General features: G+C 40.6%; 20 protein-coding genes. 3 read left to right on the forward strand and 17 right to left on the reverse strand.

What is annotated here, in order from left to right; genetic code table 11:
* Nucleotides 1-422: 422 nt before the first annotated feature.
* From HMPREF2877_RS03505 to pnp, 14 genes are all read right to left on the reverse strand, one after another.
* Complete coding sequence (locus tag HMPREF2877_RS03505; RefSeq protein ID WP_070578686.1) at nt 423-2537, reverse strand: heavy metal translocating P-type ATPase; 2115 nt, start codon at nt 2535-2537, stop codon at nt 423-425.
* Between the two features lie 18 nt (nt 2538-2555).
* Nucleotides 2556-3005, reverse strand: a complete 450-nt coding sequence (locus HMPREF2877_RS03510) for a CopY/TcrY family copper transport repressor (RefSeq protein ID WP_070578689.1) — start codon at nt 3003-3005, stop codon at nt 2556-2558.
* Between the two features lie 248 nt (nt 3006-3253).
* Nucleotides 3254-3646 (reverse strand): 30S ribosomal protein S9, encoded by a 393-nt coding sequence (rpsI, locus tag HMPREF2877_RS03515; protein WP_002886375.1) that lies wholly within the window; start codon nt 3644-3646, stop codon nt 3254-3256.
* Nucleotides 3647-3673: 27 nt separating this feature from the next.
* Nucleotides 3674-4120 (reverse strand): 50S ribosomal protein L13, encoded by a 447-nt coding sequence (gene rplM, locus HMPREF2877_RS03520; RefSeq protein WP_002886374.1) that lies wholly within the window; start codon nt 4118-4120, stop codon nt 3674-3676.
* Nucleotides 4121-4369: 249 nt separating this feature from the next.
* On the reverse strand, nt 4370-4570 hold the full coding sequence (locus tag HMPREF2877_RS03525) for a helix-turn-helix transcriptional regulator (RefSeq protein ID WP_002886373.1): 201 nt from the start codon (nt 4568-4570) through the stop codon (nt 4370-4372).
* Between the two features lie 634 nt (nt 4571-5204).
* Nucleotides 5205-6065 carry a DegV family protein gene (locus HMPREF2877_RS03535; protein WP_013989934.1) on the reverse strand — a complete coding sequence of 287 codons (861 nt, stop codon included), beginning with the start codon at nt 6063-6065 and terminating at the stop codon, nt 5205-5207.
* Between the two features lie 8 nt (nt 6066-6073).
* Nucleotides 6074-6589, reverse strand: coding sequence for an NYN domain-containing protein (locus tag HMPREF2877_RS03540; RefSeq protein WP_002886370.1), 516 nt, complete (start codon nt 6587-6589; stop codon nt 6074-6076).
* A 2-nt stretch (nt 6590-6591) separates the two neighbouring features.
* Nucleotides 6592-7335, reverse strand: coding sequence for a 23S rRNA (guanosine(2251)-2'-O)-methyltransferase RlmB (rlmB, locus tag HMPREF2877_RS03545; protein ID WP_002886369.1), 744 nt, complete (start codon nt 7333-7335; stop codon nt 6592-6594).
* A 47-nt stretch (nt 7336-7382) separates the two neighbouring features.
* Nucleotides 7383-9050 (reverse strand): hypothetical protein, encoded by a 1668-nt coding sequence (locus tag HMPREF2877_RS03550; protein ID WP_002886368.1) that lies wholly within the window; start codon nt 9048-9050, stop codon nt 7383-7385.
* 286 nt (nt 9051-9336) lie between these two features.
* Entirely contained in the window at nt 9337-9738 is a 402-nt protein-coding gene (locus HMPREF2877_RS03555) for a Mini-ribonuclease 3 (protein ID WP_002886359.1), read from the reverse strand.
* The gene (cysS, locus tag HMPREF2877_RS03560; protein ID WP_013989932.1) at nt 9731-11074 is read right to left on the reverse strand and encodes a cysteine--tRNA ligase; all 1344 of its coding nucleotides are present in this window, start codon (nt 11072-11074) and stop codon (nt 9731-9733) included. The genes HMPREF2877_RS03555 and cysS overlap by 8 nt, the downstream gene beginning before the upstream one ends.
* 376 nt (nt 11075-11450) lie before the next feature.
* Nucleotides 11451-12071, reverse strand: a complete 621-nt coding sequence (gene cysE / locus HMPREF2877_RS03565; RefSeq protein ID WP_002886354.1) for a serine O-acetyltransferase — start codon at nt 12069-12071, stop codon at nt 11451-11453.
* Between the two features lie 85 nt (nt 12072-12156).
* A complete protein-coding gene (locus HMPREF2877_RS03570) occupies nt 12157-12927 on the reverse strand; it encodes an SseB family protein (protein WP_002886352.1) in 771 nt (256 codons plus the stop codon).
* The gene (pnp, locus tag HMPREF2877_RS03575; protein WP_045768739.1) at nt 12924-15161 is read right to left on the reverse strand and encodes a polyribonucleotide nucleotidyltransferase; all 2238 of its coding nucleotides are present in this window, start codon (nt 15159-15161) and stop codon (nt 12924-12926) included. The genes HMPREF2877_RS03570 and pnp overlap by 4 nt, the downstream gene beginning before the upstream one ends.
* Before the next feature lie 209 nt (nt 15162-15370).
* Here pnp and pbp3 (HMPREF2877_RS03580) point away from each other — a divergent pair, with 209 nt between their 5' ends.
* Complete coding sequence (gene pbp3 / locus HMPREF2877_RS03580) at nt 15371-16618, forward strand: D-alanyl-D-alanine carboxypeptidase PBP3 (RefSeq protein ID WP_002886348.1); 1248 nt, start codon at nt 15371-15373, stop codon at nt 16616-16618.
* A gap of 144 nt (nt 16619-16762) precedes the next feature.
* Nucleotides 16763-18019 carry a D-alanyl-D-alanine carboxypeptidase PBP3 gene (gene pbp3 / locus HMPREF2877_RS03585; protein WP_045768740.1) on the forward strand — a complete coding sequence of 419 codons (1257 nt, stop codon included), beginning with the start codon at nt 16763-16765 and terminating at the stop codon, nt 18017-18019.
* A gap of 128 nt (nt 18020-18147) precedes the next feature.
* On the opposite strand, the gene HMPREF2877_RS03590 is transcribed toward pbp3 (HMPREF2877_RS03585), so the two are convergent.
* Together HMPREF2877_RS03590 and HMPREF2877_RS03595 are read right to left on the reverse strand one after the other, a co-directional pair.
* Entirely contained in the window at nt 18148-20598 is a 2451-nt protein-coding gene (locus HMPREF2877_RS03590; RefSeq protein ID WP_041817177.1) for an ATP-dependent Clp protease ATP-binding subunit, read from the reverse strand.
* Complete coding sequence (locus HMPREF2877_RS03595) at nt 20599-21054, reverse strand: CtsR family transcriptional regulator (protein ID WP_002886345.1); 456 nt, start codon at nt 21052-21054, stop codon at nt 20599-20601.
* 317 nt (nt 21055-21371) lie between these two features.
* Here HMPREF2877_RS03595 and HMPREF2877_RS03600 point away from each other — a divergent pair, with 317 nt between their 5' ends.
* A complete protein-coding gene (locus HMPREF2877_RS03600; RefSeq protein ID WP_002886344.1) occupies nt 21372-21842 on the forward strand; it encodes a COG2426 family protein in 471 nt (156 codons plus the stop codon).
* Between the two features lie 107 nt (nt 21843-21949).
* Here the strand turns inward: HMPREF2877_RS03600 and tsf are convergent, their stop codons facing one another.
* On the reverse strand, nt 21950-22990 hold the full coding sequence (tsf, locus tag HMPREF2877_RS03605; RefSeq protein WP_070578692.1) for a translation elongation factor Ts: 1041 nt from the start codon (nt 22988-22990) through the stop codon (nt 21950-21952).
* Nucleotides 22991-23074: the final 84 nt, after the last annotated feature.

The following is a 23074-nucleotide window of genomic DNA, read 5'->3' on the forward strand; positions in this document are numbered from 1 at the left end:
TTTGTGTTGCACTTCATTTTACAATAGGGCATGAATTTAATTCTAATACATTTTAAATAAAAAATACGCAATTTTAATTGGCACTGACCCCCGTAAATGAGAATTAAATAAAAACACCTCCAAGTTGGATTTGGTACAATATAATCAAATGCTCATGGAGGTGTCTTTTTATGGTTAAAAAACGTGTGGAGACGGTGGTATTATTGTCAAGAAAATAGAATAACAAGCTATAAAACTGTCGAAATAGGTGGCTTTTAGGATTTTAACAGAAATCAGTTCTATAATAAATTAAAAATCGTGTTGGTAGAAAAATCGTCTACTTCTACCAACACGATTTTACAAAGAGCCAGTACTTACATCTCTTTTTCTCCTGTAAAACTATTGTATCTTGATACTTTAAGGAGTTTCAATCATTCGATCTGTTAACCGTTATTTTTTGGATCTAAACTTAATAACATAGCATTAATGGCGACTATGACTGTTGACACAGACATTAGGATTGCTCCTAATGCAGGGCTTAATGTGATACCAATAGGAGCCAAAATTCCTGCAGCTAGAGGGATAGCTATAAAGTTATAACCAGCTCCCCAAAATAGGTTTTGTTTCATTTTACGAGTTGTTTTGTGTGCTAAATCAATGAATGATCCAATATCTCCTGGATCGGATTGAGTCAATATGACATCAGCTGAATCCAACGCAACTTGAGTTCCAGCACCTATAGCTATACCAACATCTGCTAAGGCAAGAGAAGGAGCATCATTTACACCATCACCTACCATGATAACTTTCTTTCCTTCATCTTTAAGTGTTTTAACTAACTCATATTTGTCTTGTGGAGATTGATTTGATCTATATTCAATCCCTAAATCTACTGCCGCGCCTTGAGCCGCTTTTTCATTATCACCTGTTGCCATAATTGGTCGAATATTGTTCTTTTTAAGAGCTTTAATTAACTCTTTACTCGTTGGTTTTAATTCGTCCCCTAAAGCTACAGCACCAATGGCATCATCATTTTCTACTAAGACACTAAGAGTTGCTCCTTTTGGAGTATCCATATCAAGATTACGTCCATAGGCTTTTTGACTGATTAATTGGTAACGGTGCCCACCTGCTTTACCCTCTACTCCAGAACCGGAAATCACATCAATCGAATCAAAAGATGCTGGACGTATATTTTGCTGCTCGGCGAAACTTATAATTGATTGAGCAATTGGGTGGCTAGATCCTCCTTCAATACCTGCCAATAAGGCAATGATTTCCTCTTTTGTATATTTGTCATTAAGAAGTTTTACATCTAATACTTTAAATTCACCAGTTGTTAAAGTACCCGTTTTATCTAAAATCATCACATCTGCATCTTGAGCTATTTCTAAGGCTTGGCGGTCTTTTACTAGTAAGCCTCGGCTAGCTCCTAAGCTTGTGCTACGGGCGGTTACCAATGGAATAGCCAGACCCAATGCGTGCGGACAAGCAATAACTAATGTAGTAATAGTAAATATAACTGCCGTTGGGATATCTCCAATAATCATCCACACTACAAAAGCAATTAGCGCGACAATAACAGCAATATAGAAGAGCCACCCTGCAACCTTTTGAGCAATATTTTCTGCTCTGGAAGGCTGACTTTGAGCTTGGCTGATTAAATTCTGAACTTGAGAGATGAAGGATTGATCACCTGTCTCATTCACTTTAATATAAAGAACCCCTTCTCCATTTGTTGAGCCCCCGATTACTTCATCGCCAGGGCCTTTTTTAACTGCTTTTGATTCTCCAGTCAAAAGAGCTTCATTTAAACGTGATTCGCCACGCTCGATAATCCCGTCTGCTGGCACATTTTCTCCGGCTTGAACACGAATTAAATCACCTACCTTTAAGTCAGCAACTGATCGTGTTTCAATTGAATCGTCTTCTAATACAACGTGAGCATCTTTCGGCACTAACTTAGCCAATTCTGCTTGTGCGTCTCCTGCTTCTCCAATAGCTTTCATCTCAATCCAGTGACCTAATAGCATGATTAATAGTAATGAAGCAAATTCAAAGAAAAAGTCCATCACGTGTTCACCCGTTACGTAGGTAATGATCACAGCATAAATACTGTATAAATATGAAACACTTAAACCTAAAGAAACGAGTGCCATCATTCCAGGTTCTTTTTGTTTAAATTCGTCAACTGCACCTTGATAGAATGGACGTCCACCATAAATAATTAATATAGTAGATAAAATAGCTACTACAATATCAGAATATGGAAAAGTAAACTGGAATGGTAGTTCAAATCCATGCAAAGGGACTAAGAGCATAATAATGATTCCTAGTGGCAATGACTTTAAGAAAAGTTCCTTAAAGCTTCCGTGATGATGGTGGGCATGCCCACTGTGTCCGCTGTGATTATGCCCACTGTGCCCGCTGTAATCATGCCCACAGTGCCCGCTGTGATCATGCCCAGCATGATGTACTTGATGTTGATCCTTATGGTATCCATGTTCATCTGTGATTCCATGCTCGTGTTTTAACTTATCCATGTTGTCATTATTCATTTTAAATCCTCCTTATGCTTAATGATGATGTAAATGACATTCGCATTGTCCTTCTGGACAATTGCAATCCACTTCTTCTACTGCGAAAGATTTTTTCATCTCTAATATTTTTTCTAGTCGATCTATATCATCGAAGCTTAAAACATGATCTTCAATGATGCTTCCTATTACATTTCCGACTTTCTTATTGCAAATACGGTTGAAAATATCTTCTGCATAATCCCTTACGGCTTCTGTCTCTTCAATATTGGCAGTGTAAATAAACTTTCTACCTTCATGCTCTGTATTTAGTACGCCTTTTCCAACTAATCGACCTAAGATCGTTTTGATAGTGGATTGTGTCCATTCCATTTTTTCTTGCAATACGGAAATGACTTTTTTACTAGTTACTCGATCATTTGCCCAAACTACACGCATGACTTCCCATTCTGCATCTGTGATATAAGTATTAAGTTCTATTGTGCTCATTCTCCTTTCCTCCTAGACGTTTACAAATGTAAACAAATATGTTCAAAATAAGTTTACTATTGTAAACGAATTATGTCAAGTCTTTTTATTAAATTCTCACTTTTTGGGGTCAGTCCCTTAAAACATGCTATTTTTATCATTGATAAATATTAATAGCTAACTTTCCGAAAAACAACTATTTTTTATACAAAAAAGACATCCAAGAGAAAATTCTTGAATGTCTGTAAACGTTGATAGTATCGTATTGATTAACGTTTAGAGAACTGGCTAGCTTTACGAGCTTTCTTAAGACCTGGTTTCTTACGTTCAACCATACGTGCATCACGAGTAAGAAGTCCAGCGCGTTTCAATGAATCGCGGAAGTCTGGATCTACTTGAAGAAGTGCACGAGCGATACCGTGACGGATCGCACCTGATTGACCAGCGTATCCACCACCTACAACGTTAACGTGTACGTCGTATGAACCTTCAGTTGAAGTAACTGCAAAAGGTTGGTTGATAACGAGACGAAGGTCTGCGTGTGGGATGTATTCTTCTACATCTTTTTTGTTAACAGTGATTTTACCAGTACCTGGAACCAAACGTACGCGTGCAACGGCGTTTTTACGGCGTCCTGTACCTGTATATTGTGCTTGTGCCATTATATTAGTGCTCCTTTCCTCTTAGAATTAGATAAGTCCTGAGATATCAAGTACTTCTGGTTGTTGTGCAGCGTGAGTGTGCTCACCGCCAACGAAGACTTTCAATTTCATACCTTGTGCGCGTCCAAGAGTGTTGTGTGGAAGCATACCTTTAACTGATTTTTCGATCAAACGAACAGCATTTTTAGAACGAAGTTCACCTGCTGAGATTTGTTTCAATCCACCTGGGTACATTGAGTGAGTGTAGTAGATCTTATCAGTTGCTTTTTTACCAGTCAATTTAACTTTTTCAGCATTGATAACGATTACGAAGTCACCTGTATCAGTGTGTGGTGTGAAAGTTGGTTTGTTTTTTCCGCGAAGTACGCTAGCAACTACTGCAGAAAGACGTCCAAGTGGCACATCAGTTGCGTCAACGACATACCATTTACGTTCAACTTGGCCTGGTTTAGCCATAAATGTTGTTTTGTTCATGATTTCTCCTATATATAGTTCGATTTTTGTTTACGAGTGATGGGTGTTCCTTCCCATCGAAAAGTATTTGGAAGGTTCCGGGGCCTTTCAAATGGGGTAAACAATACCGTTTAACATAATATCAAAAAAACACATCCAAGGCAAGTCATTTGGAGATGTTTTTCTTTTATTTTTTGTATTTTTTTAGTCTCTCATTTTATAAGGTGTAAGACTAGAAATCATGCCTAAATAACATCTAAAGAGTACAAACTAATCCTCAGATTCCCAAAAAAGCTGGTCTAAAGTTTTGTCCAGAGTTTTGCAGATAGCAATACACAGATTTATAGTAGGGTTATAATCACCTTTTTCAATAGCTGAGATGGTCTGACGAGAGACTCCTATAGCATCTGCCAAGCCTTGTTGAGTGAGATCCTTTGCTACACGAGCTGACTTCATTTTTAAATTTTTCATTCAAAAATCCTATTCTTCGTTTTCTAGTTCTTCCAAACGGTTCTTCTTGATTCTTTTAATGATAACCCAGCAGTCACAAATAAGAGTCAAACCCAATGTCAAAAATGCTACACTACTCATAAGATTCTTCCCTATCTTAAACGACTGAAATAGACTTAAAAGGCCCATTAGCGATATAAAAATTCCCAAAAGACACATTACCCAGGATAATATGAGCATCTTCTTCTCAAGTTTTTTGTCTAGCAACCATGGATGCCCATTACGTGATACGCTGTGAACTAATACTAGGCACATAGAACCAAAGAAAGTGATGATTAATAGTGACTGCACTAATTCGATGGAGTGGGTCTTACTAGCAACCATAATCGTTACAAATATACCAAGCATGGCTATCCAATAACCTCTAGCAGAAGATTCTCCGCTGATCAACTGAAGCACGCTCATCCATCGTGCTAGCTACTTTTTTCTGTGACTTTTTCATTTTGTTTCCTCCATTTTCTAGATTAATTATAGCATTATTTTACACTATGTCAAATATATCATTCATTTTGTATAGATTATCTTTTTATATTCTATTAATCTATCATTTCAGAAAACAAAAAAATCAGATAGGAAAGCCTATCTGACACTTTTTCTATCTAGCTTCTTTACCAATCGTAAAGACGGCTAAAGTATCCGGTCCGACGTGAGTAGAGATGACTGGCCCAAGTGGCATAATGAGAACTTGCTCAATGCCGTCAACTGCTAACAATTGTTCTTTTAGATTCTCCGCCGCTTCAATATCATTGGCATAAGCGACAATTGCTGTGCTATGTCCAATATCCTGGGTAGCTTGTAGGACCATTTCTTTAATGGCTTTTTTACGTCCACGGATTTTGGCCAGAGGAACCAACTTGCCTGAAGCGTCCAACCAAAGAAGGGGTTTGATATTAATCAAACTACCAATAATAGCTGAGCTTTTAGAAAGGCGACCCCCACGCATGAGATGGTAGAGATCATCAACTAAGAAATAGGTCCGTAAACGTGGCAGAATGTCCTCAATCATGGCTTTTGTTTCAGATAAGCTCTTACCTTGGTCACGAGCTTCTGCCGCCAAAATAGAAAGATAACCTTCCCCACCTGCTGCCGCCAGGGTATCTACAATCTCAATGATAGCTTCTGGGTATTCATCCAAAATCATGTCACGCGCCATAACAGCACTTTGATAAGTACCTGAAAGCACTGATGAGAAGGCAATATAGAGAAGAGCATCACCATTTTTAGCATGACGACGAAAAACCTCTTCAAATTGACCAACATTCACCTGGCTTGTGGTTGGCTGACTGCCTTCTTGCATACGTTCTAAGAGACGGTCACTCGTTAAACGGTTAGGGCCAACGGTCTCATAAGCAATATCATCAAGCGTGATGGTCAAACCAACGAGCTCTACCTTATTCTCCTGAGCCCATTTTTCATCTAGATCTGCTGTGGAATCTGTCAAAATATTAAATGTCATATATCCCTCTATTCTATTTCATTTAAAAGGTCCTGTAATTTCCCTAATTGTGCATCGTCCCAAGGACGTAGTTTTGGTGTCTTTAAGTCAATATGTGCCGACATCTTGTCTAGGTCAGACTTAACGGTATTGACACGCTCTTCCAACTCACGCGCCGAAACACGTAAAGCCCCTTGCGAAAAGATAGCCCACTGTTCATTTAAGTCACTAGTTGCCACTTCAACTAGATTTTGAACAGTATTCATCTCAGCCGCTGCGCGCTCAATATAGCTATCTGCTGTCTCATCTTCCTCAGTAAAAATAACACTGATACGATACTGATCATAACGCTGACGGCTCCCTGGAACAAACTGAGCATCAAATACACAGATAATATCAATATGTTCAAAGTTAGCATAATGATTAAGCTTACGAAGCAATGTTTCACGAGCTTGATCAAGCTGATTGGTCTTAAAAAGTTGACGGGTTTCTTGCCAAAAGGCAATCATATTATAACCATCAACTAGAAGTATTCTTTTTTTCATAGTTACAATCGGTTTCGATAAACTTCATACATGAGAACTGCAGCTGCCACACTGGCATTAAGGCTCTGCACATGACCACTCATAGGAATAGTAATCATCTCATCCACTTGCTTCTTGATGTTAGCAGAGATTCCCTTGCCTTCATTACCAATGATAAGGGCAACCTTCCCAGCTGTGTTCCATTTATGAGATGGTGTGCCATCCATATCTGTCCCAAATACCCAGAAGCCTGCTTCTTTAAGTTTATCAAGAGTTTGGCTAAGATTGGTCACTCGAGCAATGGGAATATGTTCCACTGCCCCTGTTGATGTCTTGGCAACGACAGGTGTTACCCCCACAGCACGATGCTTAGGAATAATAACTCCTGTCACCTGAGTAGCATCAGCTGTACGTAGGATAGAACCAAAGTTATGAGGATCGTTGAGTCCATCTAAAATGAGGACTAGAGGATTCTCCTCTTGTTCAGCCTTATCCATAATAACTGAGAGTTCAGAATAAGCGAACTCTGACACACGAAGAACAAAACCTTGATGCACAGCTCCACCTGTCATATCAGACAGGGTTTTCTTAGGTGTCCAAGAGATGGAAACCTTCTTTTCAGCTGCCAAAGCCTTAATAGCATCAACATTTTTCCCTCGAAGATCATCTTGAATATAGAGTTTATTACCAGTATTTGCTTCCAGACTCTCTGTTACGGCATGCACACCATAAACAATGTCTAGACTTGATTCTTTAGTTGTTTTCATAAGCTAATTCTATCATAAAAAAAGCCCTCTTACGAGGGCAAAGCATGTTAAATAAATGTAATTGCTGCTAGGTAAAGCACTAGAAGAACGAGAACAACAGTTGCAGCAGCCAAAGCTTGCTTACCAATTGTATCTGGATCTGAGATTGATTCTGCAATCTTTCTCGCAGCTTGAGTAATGGTTTTACCTGCTGCTTGGAAGATATCAATTGAACCTGTGCTTGTTGAACTATTTCCAGAAATCGCTGAAGACCAACCACTCAAAACCTCAGCAATTTGTTCTGCCAATTGCTGTGTTAGCGCTCTAGTTGTCTCAGCCAACTCATTAACAGCCGTAGCTTGTATATGATTGGCTGTTTCAGTGTAGCTATTTGCACTGGTATTATAAGTAACCGGTACAGTCGTTGTTGATGAATACTGATTCCTACGGTAACTATCAGGTGTCACTGGACGCTCACCTTCATTGAAGACACTGAAGGTTTGTGTCAGGTAATGAATATTGTTATTCGTATCAATCAACTCAAAGGTCATTTTATGAATACCAGTTGTTTGCTCTGCCAAATGGTAGGCACTCAAACCAGCATTGACCTCATCCAGAGTTCCTTCAACAAAGTAACTGTGATGAATTTGTTTGCCATCAAGGACTAGATTAAGGCCCTTAATCTTCTTACCTTCCATCTTGTTAACATCAAAGTTGACGTTAAAGATTTCACCACGTGCTAAATAAAGAATATCTGTATTCCCTGTAACAGCAGGTTGATCTTCAAGAAGCGCTCCAGTACTGTCTCGTTTTGGAACAACGGTATAAACTTCAGAAGTGATTGGAGTTGCTAAGATTTCTGAAGTAAGTCCATCCGTAAAGGTTACCTCTGACGAATAGGTCAAACTCTCACTTTGCAACATAGAAACCACTACAGAAGTTTCAAAGACCTCAGAAGTTGATGATGAATCTTTCCAGCCAACCGTAAGGACAGTTAAGCTATCTTCTGAATTATTATTTAACTGACTCGTTTCTGGAGCCGTAGATGCAAGAGAGCTTGCAGTGCTTGCAGACTCAGAAGCGACTTCAGAAGTTGCAATAGCTTGGCTAGTAGGAGTCGCACTTACAGATGTCGTATGAGAATCCAGTGAAGAATACTCTGATTTTTCTATAACTGCATGTGTATTTCCAGCAAGTTCAGATGTGTATAGTGTGCTTTCACTCTTATACATTGAAGTCACAGCTTGAGACTCTGCAGTCGCTGTAGCCTCATGAGACTTATCATAAGTAAGCACAATATTTGGTTTTGCTTGTTCAGAATCAGATGTTGGGTTTGCATCTCCTCGTTCAGATGCCGCTACTGATCGATCCTCACCAAAAGCCTGGGCACGAGCCTCTTCTGAATGAGGTGTCGTCGTAGAAACACTAGTCTCCACGATATCAACTTGAGAATGTACCTCAAGAAGCCCCTCATCTGTCTCACTTGAAGAGACAACCATCAGTGACGTTGAGGTCACTACTGAACTTACTTGACTCGCTGACTCTGCCTTAGCTCCTACTGAAGAAAAATCAGCCTGAGGAGCAACTGGAGCCGGTGCCTCACTATTAACATAATCTATTTTAGCTTCATCAGGTTTTACCTGAACTTCATCTGCTTTACCTGTTTGAAGCGTAAAGCTAGATAAAATCAAAGCAGCAAAAGTTGTATAGAAAACTTTTTTCTTAGCTATTTCCATTCACCTCCTCATTTTTTAGATGGCCTCATTTACTAATATTATAGACTTTTTTTTACTTTCTGTCAAATTAGTTTTATTAAAAAACGCTATTATATCGGGGTTTTACACGTGTCAGACATCCCTTAACTTTCTCATTTTCAAGGTGCTAAATATTAGTTTCATCTTATTTTTTATTGTCAAGACGCCGAATTACTTTGATTATCAAATAATCTAAATTTTGAAACTCTGGCTAACTGTTACAATTTTTATAGCCTTTAAACAAAAAATCCTGCTCTCGGCAGAATTTTTAGATTTCTTTTTCAACTTCGTCAATACACCAAGCAATCAGTTCCTCTAAGCGAGCGATATCCTCTGTCATATGAAGATAGCCCATGACTGCTTCGAAGCCTGTTGACATTTTATAGGTAATAACATCTGTATTTTTAGCCTTGGTATGGCTATTCGCATTACGACCTCGTTTATAGATGTCTAGCTCTTTTTCAGTCAAAAGCTCTTGCTCCAGCATTTTTTCAATGAGACTAGCCTGGGCCTTAGCTGAAACATAGCGTGTAGCTAGACGGTGCAGTTGGTTTGGCTTGGTCTGACCTTGAAAAATCAGGTGACGGCGAATGTACAAGGAATAAACAGCATCTCCCTCAAAAGCGAGAGCAATACCATTAATAAGGTTGACATCAAGATGTTTAGTCACGTGTCCACCTCACGCCCTCCTTGGTATCAAGAAGTTTGATACCTTGAGCAGCTAACTCATCACGAATGCGGTCTGCTGTCGCAAAGTCCTTGTTGGCACGCGCCGCTTGACGCTCTTCAATGAGTTTTTCGATATCTTCATCAAGGACTTCTTCTTCGAAAACAATACCGAAGACTTGGAGCATTTTTTCAAAAGCATCCTTAACGGTTTGATCATAATTGCCTGAATTAATCCATTTAGCCATGTCAAACAGAACAGTCACTCCGTTTGCCGTATTAAAATCATCATCCATAGCTTCTTGGAAGGCGTCAAGATAAGTTTGCAACTCAGCTTGATTCACCTGTTCTGTCAACGGAAGACTGTGGGTATTTTTCAAATACTTAAGATTGACTTCAGCATCATGGATAGCTTTTTCTGTAAAGTTAATTGGTTTACGATACTGTTGTGTTGCTAGGAAGAAGCGAAGCACTTGACCATCAACCGTTTGAAGCATATCATGAACGGTCACGAAGTTACCCAAGGATTTTGACATTTTTTCATTATCCACATTGACAAAACCATTATGCATCCAGTAGTTAGCAAAGGTCTTGCCAGTTTTGGCTTCGGATTGGGCAATTTCATTGGTATGGTGTGGAAACTCAAGGTCTGCCCCTCCACCATGAATATCGATAGTATCTCCAAGGATTTCAGTCGCCATAACAGAACATTCGATGTGCCAACCAGGACGACCAGGTCCCCATGGGCTATCCCAAGAAACTTCTCCCTCTTTAGCAGCTTTCCAAAGGGCAAAATCTAGAGGATTTTCCTTACGTTCTGTTTCAGCATCCGTACGTCCGCTTGCACCAATTTCAAGATCTTCCAAGGTCTTGTTAGCCAATTTAGCATAGTTGTTTGACTTAGCTACTCGGAAGTAAACATCACCTTCAGAGACATAGGCAAATCCTTTGTCAACCAAGGTTGACACGAATGCAATGATTTCATCCATGTAGTTAATAACACGTGGATTTTGTGTCGCTGGTTTGATGCCAAGTTGTCCGGTATCTTCCATAAAGGCCGCGATAAACTTGTCCGACAATTCCTTAGTTGAAATACCAGCTTCATTGGCTGCCTTGATGATCTTATCATCTACATCCGTAAAGTTGGAAATATAGTTGACTGTGTAGCCACAATACTCAAAATAACGACGAATAGTATCAAAAGCTACTGCTGAACGGGCATTTCCGATATGAATGTAATTGTAAACTGTTGGTCCGCAGACATACATATTGACAACATTTTCTGTCAAAGGTACAAAATCACGGAGCGAACGCGTCATCGTATCATAAATTTTAATCACTAGAGATTCCTTTCAATTAACTGGAAACTATTTTTTATCTTTGATATGGTTTAGGTACAAACACAAGAGTATAACGAGAATGATAATCCAAATAGCCGCATCTAGCTGACCTTGAGCTAAGAGAGACATAGCTGAAAGAAAACTCCCAACTATATAGAAGACCAAAAAAGGATTGTCCTTGAAGAATTTTTTCATTACTCAAATCTCACTTGTGTCGTTGCTTAAAAACAAGACCGGCCCATAACAGAGCAATGCAAAACCATAAGGCGGCCATACTATAGTCTGCTCTATGTAAAGCAATGTAAACAAGAGCAAGAGGACCCACAACCGTCAATCGAGTCACCTTTGAACTAAAGAGTTTCATCGTTTCCTTTCCTTATAGACGTGATGAATGAAAGCTAGCTGCTTTTAGAAGGTCTTCTAGCTTTTCGCTATAGTATTCACGACCTTCTTCAATATCGTGGATAACTTCTTCATCCTTTTGACCATGAACACGCACAACCTTAGCAGGAACACCAACGACTGTAACATCTTCTGGGACATCCGCAACAACCACAGCTGCCGCACCGACCTTAGCATTCTTTCCAATCTCAATAGGGCCTATGACCTGAGCATGAGCTGAAACCAAGGCACCCTCACGAACAGTTGGGTGACGTTTTCCCACATCTTTACCAGTACCACCTAAAGTGACACCGTGGTAAAGCATAGCACCCTTCTCCACAACAGCTGTCTCACCAATAACAAGGCCAGAGCCATGGTCAATGAAGACACCTTCAGCAATCTGAGCCCCTGGGTGAATCTCAATTTGAGTCCAAAAGCGCCAAAACTGACTATGCATACGCGCTAAGAGTCGACAATGGTGGCGCCAGAGAAAATGTGAGATACGATGAGCAGCCAAGGCTTTTAAGCCAGGGTAGGTTAAAAGAACCTCTAGACTCGTCCGAGCTGCCGGGTCATTTTTCTTTACTATATCAATACTTTCTTTCCACCAACCCATTTAGGTCACTCCTTACATCATTATTGTTATTATTGTTTGCTGTGGCCCTATTATTATTTAAAGTGGAAAGCTACCAACACTAGGTCTACTCGCTATCCCCTTCAAAATAAGACCAGTCGACTAACTCAGGCTGCTCATCAAACGGATTGATGACAATACCTTGAACCTTATCCAACTCATTTTCACCTGTTGAAGGCTGGTAAATTTCTGACAGTGGCCACTGTAAAATCGTCCCTTTAGCCTTACGGAAAGGTAGACCAAAAGTCTCGTTACCGTACCATTTTGCAAAGCTCGTTAAGTTCGTAAACACAGGCACATAACTTTGTCCCTCTGCATTCGACATGGTCGCAAAGAAACGGTCATCCTGGCCATCTTCCTCGCGTTTGTGAATGAAGGCTGGAACAAGATAAATCTTATCTTTAGGAGCTGCCTTTTGATTTTCCTCACCCAAAAGATTATTAAGGGTCTGAGTGAAATAGTTGATAAACTGGATGAGTTCACTGCTTGCAAAAAGAGTAGTATTCGAGAAATCACCATCCTCTTTTAAATTGAAAGCAAGACCAAAAAGCTCTGCCTGAACAAGTTGTGTTAAAACATCTAAGCTCGAACGTTCTACCCAAGTTTGTTCTCGAGCACTCTCTTGAGTAGCTTTGAAAGATTGTAGGTCCTGTTCATTGGTGAAGACAGGAACAACCTTCTTTCCTTCCACTTCAACTGCGTAGAGGTCTTGGGCAGCCAAGACGGGAGTACGTTGTAGGTGATTAACCAAAGCCAGACTAGTCAAAAAGTGGTCTGGTTCCTTTAAAAATTCTTTTAGAGTTTCATCAAAAGCTTGCAATTCTTGATTTTCTGTCATTCTTCTGTCTGTTCTTTCGTTTCTGATTTATCAGGATTTTTCGGTGTTTCACCACTTTCATTATGGTGGCGTGGTTTATGACGAGAACGACGGCGATGTCGCTGCTCTCCTCCATTTTCCCCTTCCTCAAGTTTTTCAGGCTTAGGAAGCAAGGCCTTGATTGAGGCATCGATACGTCCTTTTTCATCGATTTTGATAATCTTAACAGTTACCGTACCCCCAACTTTAACCACATCTTCGACATGCTCAGTACGTTCCCAAGCTAGTTCTGAGATGTGGATGAGAGCATCTGTCTTATTGAAAAGGTGGACGAAGGCACCGAACTTTTCAATACGCACAACGGGTACAGTGTAAACCTCTCCAACCTTAGCTTCACGTACAAGATCGGAGATGATAGTTTTAGCACGGTTAATAGCATCCTGATCACTAGAGAAAATCTGAACAAGACCTTCTTCATCAATATCAATAGTGACACCAGTCTCAGCGATAATCTTGTCAATAGTTTCGCCACCTTTACCGATGACAACCTTGATCTTGTCAACAGGAATCTGAATACTGTCAATCTTAGGTGCTGTTGGTGCCAATTCTGGACGTGGCTCAGCGATTGCTGACTCAATAACATCAAGAATTTCAAAACGAGCTACCTTTGCTTGAGCCAAAGCCTCTTCGAGAATGGCCGGTGTAATACCCGAAATCTTAATATCCATCTGAAGAGCTGTAATTCCTTGACGTGTACCAGCCACCTTAAAGTCCATATCTCCAAAATGATCTTCCAAACCTTGAATATCAGTTAGGACAGTGTAGTTAGTACCATCTGAGATAAGTCCCATGGCTATCCCTGCAACAGGTGCCTTAATAGGTACACCACCAGCCATAAGAGCCAAGGTTCCTGCACAAATAGAAGCTTGTGATGAAGAACCATTTGACTCCAAGACTTCTGCTACCAAACGGATAGCATAAGGGAACTCTTCAACACTTGGGAGAACCTGAGCAAGGGCACGTTCACCCAAGGCTCCGTGACCAATCTCACGTCGGCCTGGCGCACCATAACGCCCTGTTTCACCCACTGAATACTGAGGGAAATTATAGTGGTGAAGGAAACGTTTCTTATACTCTGGATCCAAACCATCAACAAGTTGTGTATCACTCATAGGTGCCAAAGTCAAAACTGACAAGGCTTGAGTTTGACCACGTGTAAAGAGACCTGAACCATGAACCTTAGGAAGAAAGTCAATCTCTGCGTCCAAAGGACGGATTTCATCCACACGACGGCCATCTGGACGAACCTTATCCTCGGTAATGAGACGGCGCACTTCAGCATGTTCCATCTGCTCAAGGATTTCTGCCACATCACGCAGAATGGTTTCCTTATCTTCATCTTCTGCAAAGCGTTCTTGATAAGAAGCGAGGACTTCTTCTTTTACAGCCTGAGTTGCTGCTTCACGCGCCAGTTTTTCTTCCACCTGAACAGCCTTAGCTAACTGATCATAATAAGCCGTTTCGATCTCGACTTTCAAATCAGCATCAACTTGTAGAAGTTCAACCTCAGCCTTTTCCTTACCAACAGCTGCAACGATATAATTTTGGAAATCAACCAACTCTTGAATAGCCTCATGTCCCTTCAAGAGTGCTTGCAACATAATATCCTCAGACAATTCCTGAGCACCTGACTCTACCATATTGATAGCTTCCTTGGTACCTGCCACTGTCAAGTCTAAAAGTGAAACTTCCTTATCCGCTGCACTTGGGTTGATGATGAAATCTTCTGCAGCATAGGCTACTTGAACCCCAGCAATTGGACCATTGAAAGGAATATCAGAAATAGAAAGAGCTAAAGAGCTACCAAACATAGCAGCCATTGGAGCACTAGCATTCTCATCATAAGAGAGGACCGTGTTAATGACTTGAACTTCGTTACGAAAGCCCTCCGCAAACATAGGACGAATAGGACGGTCAATAAGGCGAGCAGTCAAAGTGGCATCTGTTGAAGGACGACCCTCACGCTTATTAAAGCCACCCGGGAACTTACCAGCTGCATACATTTTTTCCTCATAATTAACCTGTAAAGGAAAGAAATCTGCAGTTGCCATCTTTTTAGACATAACAGCTGTTGATAATACAGTTGTATCTCCATAACGCACGACGACAGCACCATTAGCCTGCTTGGCTACCTGCCCAACTTCAACGACAAGCGGGCGTCCTGCAAAGGTCATCTCAAAAGTTTGTTTAGCCATGTTTGATCCCTCTTTTTATCCATGACCAGCCCTTAAAAAAACGAACCGGTCAACTTTATGTCATTCATTTGATATAACTTTCATTTTACCATAATATAGTCAAAAATGGCAGAGCTCCGGCATAAGTTAGCGCCCAAGTCTCCCTTTCTCTCAGATATTTAAGTCGTTTTGTGATATAATAAACACTTATGAGAGACAAAGGAATGACTATGAAAAAATTACAACACATCATTATGATTGCCTTAATCTTACTAGGCCTAGTAACACCTGCTCTAGCACAAGAACAGACAGATAACTTCAATGTTTCTGCTAAACATGCGATTGCTATCGAAGCAACTACTGGGAAAGTCCTCTATGAAAAGGACGCCACTACTCCTGATGGTGTGGCTTCAATGACTAAAATCCTAACAGCCTACATGGTCTATAAAGCAGTTGACCAAGGAAAAATTACCTGGGACACTGAAGTAGATATTTCAGACTATCCTTTCAACTTAACCGTTGATTCAGAAGTTTCAAATGTCCCACTAGATTCCCGAAAATACACTGTTAAACAGCTCCTGGATGCCACCCTCATTTCCAGCGCTAACAGTGCTGCTATTGCTCTAGCTGAAAAAATCTCAGGATCAGAGAGTGCCTTTGTTGACACTATGACAGCCCAACTTAAAGAATGGGGCATTACAGATGCTAAATTATTTAACGCTTCTGGCCTAAACAATAAATACCTTGGGGATAACCGCTATCCTGGCTCTAAAGCAGATGACGAAAATACTATGAGCGCTCTAGATGTTGCCATTATTGCAGACCACCTCATCAAAGACTATCCTCAGGTACTTGAAATCACCAAGCAAACCGAAACTGATTTCGAAGGTGACAACAAATTAACGACGCACAACTACATGTTGGAGGGGCAAGACAACTACCGTGAAGGCGTTGATGGACTCAAGACTGGAACAACTGAACTTGCAGGGGCATCCTTTGTAGCCCACGCCAATGAAAATGGCATGAGTTTAATTACCGTTGTTATGAATGCGGACAATGGCGGAGAAGATGAAGCAGCCAGATTCACGGCCACAAATGAGTTGCTAGATTATGTGACTCAAAACTGGAAAATCAAAACCCTCAACACCAAGGGACAAATCGTCAAGAAAAATGATATTAAGGTAGCCGATGGAGACAGTCAAACCATCTCTGCTAAACTCGAGTCAGACCTTACAGTCGTTCAAAAAATAAACAGCAAAAATGATGCTGTTAAAATCAAAGCAAAAACTATAACAGCCCCTATCAAAAAAGGTGACACTATTGGAACAGCGACCTTTGATGATAAGGATCTCGTTGGAACAGGTTACATCTCTGATCCACCTCAAATTTCTGTAACAGCTAACCAATCTATCAAGAAAAGTTTCTTCTTAAAAGTTTGGTGGAACCATATCGTTAATTTCTTTACAGGAAACAAGTAAACACAAAACTACCTTTTAGATATCAAAAGGTAGTTTTATCTTGCTTTAAAAATTATTCTTGTAAGTAAAAGCTCCTTCTCAACACCTTAAGTTCCTCTCAAAATGTGGTATAATAAATATCCAAAACACATGAAGGAACAAACCATGAAAAAACTGATTACGCTTATGATGACCTTCTTACTCTGTCTGGGTAGCGTAGCCCCTGCTTTTGCAACAGATAAGAAAAAAGGATATAATGCCGCAGCCAAACATGCCATCGCTGTCGAAGCTAATACTGGCAAAATTTTATACGAAAAAGATGCAACCACCTCTACGGGGATTGGCTCTATTACCAAGCTTCTAACAGCCTATATGGTTTATAAAGCGGTAGATCAGGGAGACCTCAAGTGGAACAGCAAAGTTGACATTTCTGACTACCCCTTTGAACTAACTGTCAGTACCGGAGTATCTAATATTCCACTAGACGCCCGCAAATACACTGTCAAACAACTTCTTGACGCAACTCTTATTTCCAGTGCCAACAGTGCATCTATTGCTCTAGCCGAGGAAATCGGAGGAACCGAAAGTAAGTTTGTCGACATGATGAAAGCCCAACTTAAAGATTGGGGTATCACTGATGCCAAGATTGTCAATGCCTCTGGTCTCAATAATTCTTACTTAGGTGACAATATCTATCCAGGCTCTAAATCAGACGAAGAAAATACCATGAGTGCTAAAGATGTTGCTATCATTGCACAACACGTAGTGAAAGAATATCCTGAAATTCTCGATATCACTAAAAAAACTGAAGCTGATTTTGATGGTGTCAACAAACTCAAAACCTTCAACTATATGCTCAAGGGACAACCTAGTTACCGTAAAGGAGTGGATGGCCTAAAAACAGGGACCACTGATTTAGCCGGTGCTTCCTTCGTGGCCCACTCAAATGAAAGCGGCATGAGCATTATCACAGTCATTTTGAATGCTGATAATACCGATACTGATGACTACGCCCGTTTCACTGCAACCAATGACCTACTTAATTACGTAGTCTATCATTGGGAAAGCAAGACCATTGCCAAAAAAGGACAAGCCATCGGTAAAAGCCAAGCCCCTGTCCTTGATGGGAAATCTAAGCAAGTCACTGCTGTTGCTAAGTCTGACTTTAATATCATCCAAAAAATAGATGCTAACAATAGTAAACATATTAAAGTTACTACAAATCAAGTCCAAGCCCCTGTCAACTCAAGTGACAAGGTTGGAACTGCTACCTTTGAAGATAAGTCACTTGTAGGAGAAGGTTACTTGCCTAACCAAGGTATGCCTAGCATGGAACTGGTTGCTGGTAAAGAAGTTAAGAAAAGCTTCTTCCTCAAGGTCTGGTGGAATCACTTTGTCAACTTTGTCAACGAAAAACTCTAATTATTACAGTCGAGCTTTGCTCGGCTTTTTCTTTTACCCCATCTTTACAGAAAGATTGACTCTATCTTGACTCCTATTGACACAAAAAAAGACAGACTACACCTGTAATCTGTCTATTTGTTTGATTTTTACACTACTGTAAAGGTTAATTTATCTTTCGAGCAGCCGATTTTAAGAGTTTGTCCACTAACTACTTGACCACCTAGTAAGAGCTCAGATAACTTGTCCTCCACTTGAGTTTGAATCGTGCGACGTAATGGACGAGCACCCATCTCAACATCATAGCCATCTTTAGCTAAATGCTTGAGAGCAGCTGGTTGGAATTTCAAGTCAATCCCTTTTTCAGCCAAAGCTGATACCAACGGTTTCATCATAATCTTGACAATCTCACGAAGTTGCTCTTCCTCTAGACTATGGAAGACAACCTTCTCATCAATACGGTTGATAAACTCTGGACGGTAGGCCTTCTTAAGTTCTTCCATGATACGTGACTGCATTGCTTGGTGATTATGAGAAATGTCTTGGGCACCAAATCCAATAGTCTTATCATCACGAAGAGCAGTCGCTCCCAAGTTCGAAGTCATAATGATAATGGTATTTGAGAAATCGACTTTACGACCTCGACTATCCGTCAAGACACCATCATCCAAAACCTGTAAGAGGATGTTGAAAATATCTGGGTGAGCCTTTTCCACCTCGTCAAAGAGGAGAACTGAGTAAGGCTTATTGCGAACTTTCTCTGTTAATTCACCACCCTCATCATATCCAACATAACCTGGAGGAGCACCATTAAGGCGGCTAGCCGCAAATTTTTCCATGTATTCTGACATGTCAAAGCGAAGCAAAGCTGACTCATCATCAAAGAGAACTTCCGCCAAAGCCTTGGCCAACTCTGTCTTACCAACACCAGTAGGTCCAAGGAACATGAAGGAACCAATCGGACGTTTTCCAGTACGAATACCTGACTGGTTACGACGAATAGCACGACTAATCGCTGAAACTGCTTCGTCTTGACCAATAACACGTTTATGAAGCTCTGCTTCCAGATTCAAGTAACGCTTGCTATCTGCCTGAGTCATCTTCTCAACAGGAATACCTGATAGACGACTAAGGGTTTGCATAATCTGATCTGCATCTACCAAGGCAGGTTCTGGTAATTTTGCTTTTTGGCTAGCTTTATATTGTTTAACAGCAGCCTTCATATCACCAGATAGAAGCGCTTCATCCAAAGGCGTTATCTCACGTTTGGCTTCTTTTTTGATACGACCTTGAACAGTTGCACTCGCTTCATCTAAAAGATCAATGGCAGAGTCAGGCAAGTTTTTACTCGTCAAATAACGGTGGGCTGCCTTGACTGCTGTCTCAACCGCCTCATCAGTAATCGTTACACGATGATAGTCTTCATAAGACGAACGTAGGCCTTTTAGAATATCAATCGCCTCAGGTACACTTGGCTCCTCAATTGTAATCTTAGCAAAACGGCGAGAAAGAGCTGCATCTTTCTCAATATGCTTCTGGTACTCAGCTTGAGTAGTTGCTCCAACCATATGAAGAGTTCCACGTGCTAGAGCGGGTTTCAAAATATTCGCCGCATCTAAGGTGCTATCAATACCTGAACCAGAACCAATAATCGTATGCAATTCGTCAATAAAAAGAATGATTTTTCCATCAGCTTCAATCTCATCAATGATCTGATTCATACGTTCTTCGAAATCGCCACGGAAACGTGTTCCTGCAACCACACTCATCATATCAAGCTCTAAGATACGCATATCAGCCAACTCAAAAGGTACTTCGCCTGAAGCAATACGCTGTGCTAAGCCAAGCGCAAGTGCCGTCTTACCAACACCTGCTTCACCCACAAGAACTGGGTTATTCTTCGTTTTACGACTCAAAACCTGAATCATGCGTGAAATTTCTTTCTCACGTCCAATAACAGGATCAAGAGCATCTAATTCGGCTACTGCCGTTAAGTCTTTGGTATAATCTGACAGTTCCCCAGTAGAAGATTGAGGAGGCTGCATCATATTAGCAAAATTTCCTGACGCCTTTGATTTTTTAGGCTTACGAAGGTCATGAATGGCCTTCAAATCTTGCTTACTAAGACCTGCGTAACGCTCCAAAGAACGTCGTAAATCGATAATACGAGGCTTATCGCTGTCATCCTTATATTGAAAACCAGCAACTTCAAGGAGACGACAAACCATCAAATCCTTATGAAGAAGGAAGGCCATCAATACATGTTCAGACCCTACCTCTACAGCACCAGTCACACTAGCAATTCCCTCTGCCTCTTGCAACATAACCTCTAAAGCATGTGACTGTGCACGTAAATCGATAATATCTGATTCAGACAAGTCTTTTGGACTTTTCTCCATCGCTAGTACAGCAGCGGTCTCAATCTCTTCCGCACGAATACGGTCCTCAAAATCAGTAAATGTTAGGTAGGCTACAGATCCTGGAACCTCAACCATAGCCAGAAGCACATGCCAAGTCTCCAAGAAAGGACTTCCAAAACGCTCTGCCTCAAGCTGAGCACGATGGAAAATGGCCTGCATTTTTCTTGAATATGTCGTCATCTAATTTCCTTTTCTATCCAATCTAAGTAATAGCGAGCGTAGAATACGCGAACGAATAGTAGCCGCATCTTCGCCTAAAACATCATCACTAGCAGTTGCTAAAATCAAATTTCCCTCACGTTCAGTAATGATTTTTTCATCAAAAAGCAACTGAATCAAGTCTGTAAATACCTGCTCGCTGAGCTGATCTGCCAAGTTCTGAAGCAAATCATTAATCATGTGGTGCTTGTCGGAGAATCTGACCTTGACGATACGAATATAACCGCCACCTCCACGTTTACTCTCAACAATATAACCACGACTTTCTGTAAAACGAGTCTTAATAACATAGTTAATCTGACTCGGTACAACTTGAAAAGTATCTGCTAAGTTCGAGCGTTGAATCTCAGCAATTCCAGACTGGCCCAGCAATTCTTTAATATATTCTTCTATACTATCTGATGTATTTCTTGCCATCTTAATTCCTCCAGTCTAATTTGACTATAACTGACTATTATTATACCAAAAATGTCAGCTCATGGGAAACTATACCTTCAAAAAGCTTTTTAAAGTTGTCATTAGAGACCATATAAGATACAATAAATAAGACTGGAATATTAGGTAACTTAAGGTGTTTGATTCAAATTTTCTATCCACTTTAACAGGCTGAAACCCACCTAATCCAACAAGTACTTTTTAGCACTTTCGCAGTAGTACTAGTCTTATCACTCTTGATAAAGCTCATCTCACTTTGAGTCTTATCTCTTATTTTATTTCCCTATGAAAGGTTACTCATGAAATACATCATTGCACTCTTAATCTCTATGATTCCTTTAGTTGAGCTCCGTGGAGCCGTACCTGTCGCTATCGCCTCAGGTATTCCTTGGTGGCAAGCCCTAATTCTTTGTGTCATTGGGAACATGATTCCAGTTCCAATTATCTTTTTCTTCGCCCGCCGTGTTCTCGAATGGGGGGCAGACAAACCTCTAATTGGTGGCTTCTTTACCTGGTGTCTTAAAAAAGGTCACAGTGGTGGCCAAAAACTTGAAAAAGCTGCCGGAGATAAGGGAATCTTCTGGGCCCTTCTACTTTTTGTGGGAATTCCGCTTCCAGGAACAGGAGCTTGGACTGGTACCTTAGCAGCATCTATCCTAGATTGGGACTTTAAACGTAGTGTTATTGCTGTTATGCTTGGGGTTATCCTTGCAGGTATCATCATGGGAACACTCTCTCTTCTACTTGGTGTAAATACCTTCGCTCATTAATTAGTTTTTCAACGTCTGGGGCATGCTCAGACGTTTTTTTAATAGCAACAAAAAAGAAGCTACGATTCATTCACGTAACTTCTTTTCTTTTTATCTAGCAACTAGAATTAGTTGTTAAGAGCTGCTGCCATTGTAGCTGCAACTTCTGATTCAAAGTCGTTAGATGCTTTTTCGATACCTTCACCAACTTCAAAGCGAACGAAGTCTACTACTGAAGCGTTTACTGATTCAAGGTAAGCTTCAACTGTTTTGCTGTCGTCCATGATGTAAACTTGAGCAAGAAGTGTGTATGCTTGGTCAACTTTAGTGTTGTCAAGCAAGAAGCGGTCCATTTTACCTGGGATGATTTTATCCCAGATTTTTTCTGGTTTACCTTCAGCAGCCAACTCAGCTTTGATATCTTCTTCAGCTTGAGCAAGAACAGCATCAGTCAATTGAGCTTTAGAACCATATTTAAGGTGTGGAAGAGCTGGTTTGTTAACCATAGCGCGGCTTTCGTTATCTTGATCGATAGCGTGGTTAAGTTGTGCCAATTCATCTTTAACAAATTGTTCGTCCAATTCAGTGTATGAAAGAACAGTTGGTTTCATCGCTGCAATGTGCATTGAGATTTGTTTTGCAAGAGCGTCATCTCCACCTTCGATAACTGAAACAACACCGATACGTCCACCGTTGTGTTGGTAAGCTCCGAAGTGTTGCGCATCAGTTTTCTCAACAACTGCAAAACGACGGAATGAAATCTTTTCACCGATAGTAGCTGTAGCAGTTACGTATGCAGCTTCAAGAGTTTCACCTGAAGGCATAGTCAATGCAAGTGCTTCTTCGTTGTTAGCTGGTTTACCTTCAGCAATTACTTTAGCTGTTTCGTTTACCAACTCAACGAATTGAGCGTTCTTCGCAACGAAGTCAGTTTCAGCATTAACTTCAACAACTGCTGCAACGTTACCGTTAACGTAAACACCAGTCAAACCTTCAGCTGCAACACGGTCAGCTTTCTTAGCTGCTTTAGCCATACCTTTTTCGCGAAGCAATTCGATCGCTTTTTCGATATCACCTTCAACTTCAACCAATGCTTTTTTAGCGTCCATGACACCAGCACCAGATTTTTCACGCAATTCTTTAACAAGTTTAGCTGTAATTTCTGCCATTTTGTTTTTCTCCAAATTTATTTTATCAAACTAAGGGGCAGGGCTGAGCCCCGCCCCTTAGGTGTTTGTCGTATCTTTAGTGGG

This window comes from Streptococcus sp. HMSC072D03, from assembly GCF_001812855.1.
GTDB classification, from domain to species: domain Bacteria; phylum Bacillota; class Bacilli; order Lactobacillales; family Streptococcaceae; genus Streptococcus; species Streptococcus salivarius_D.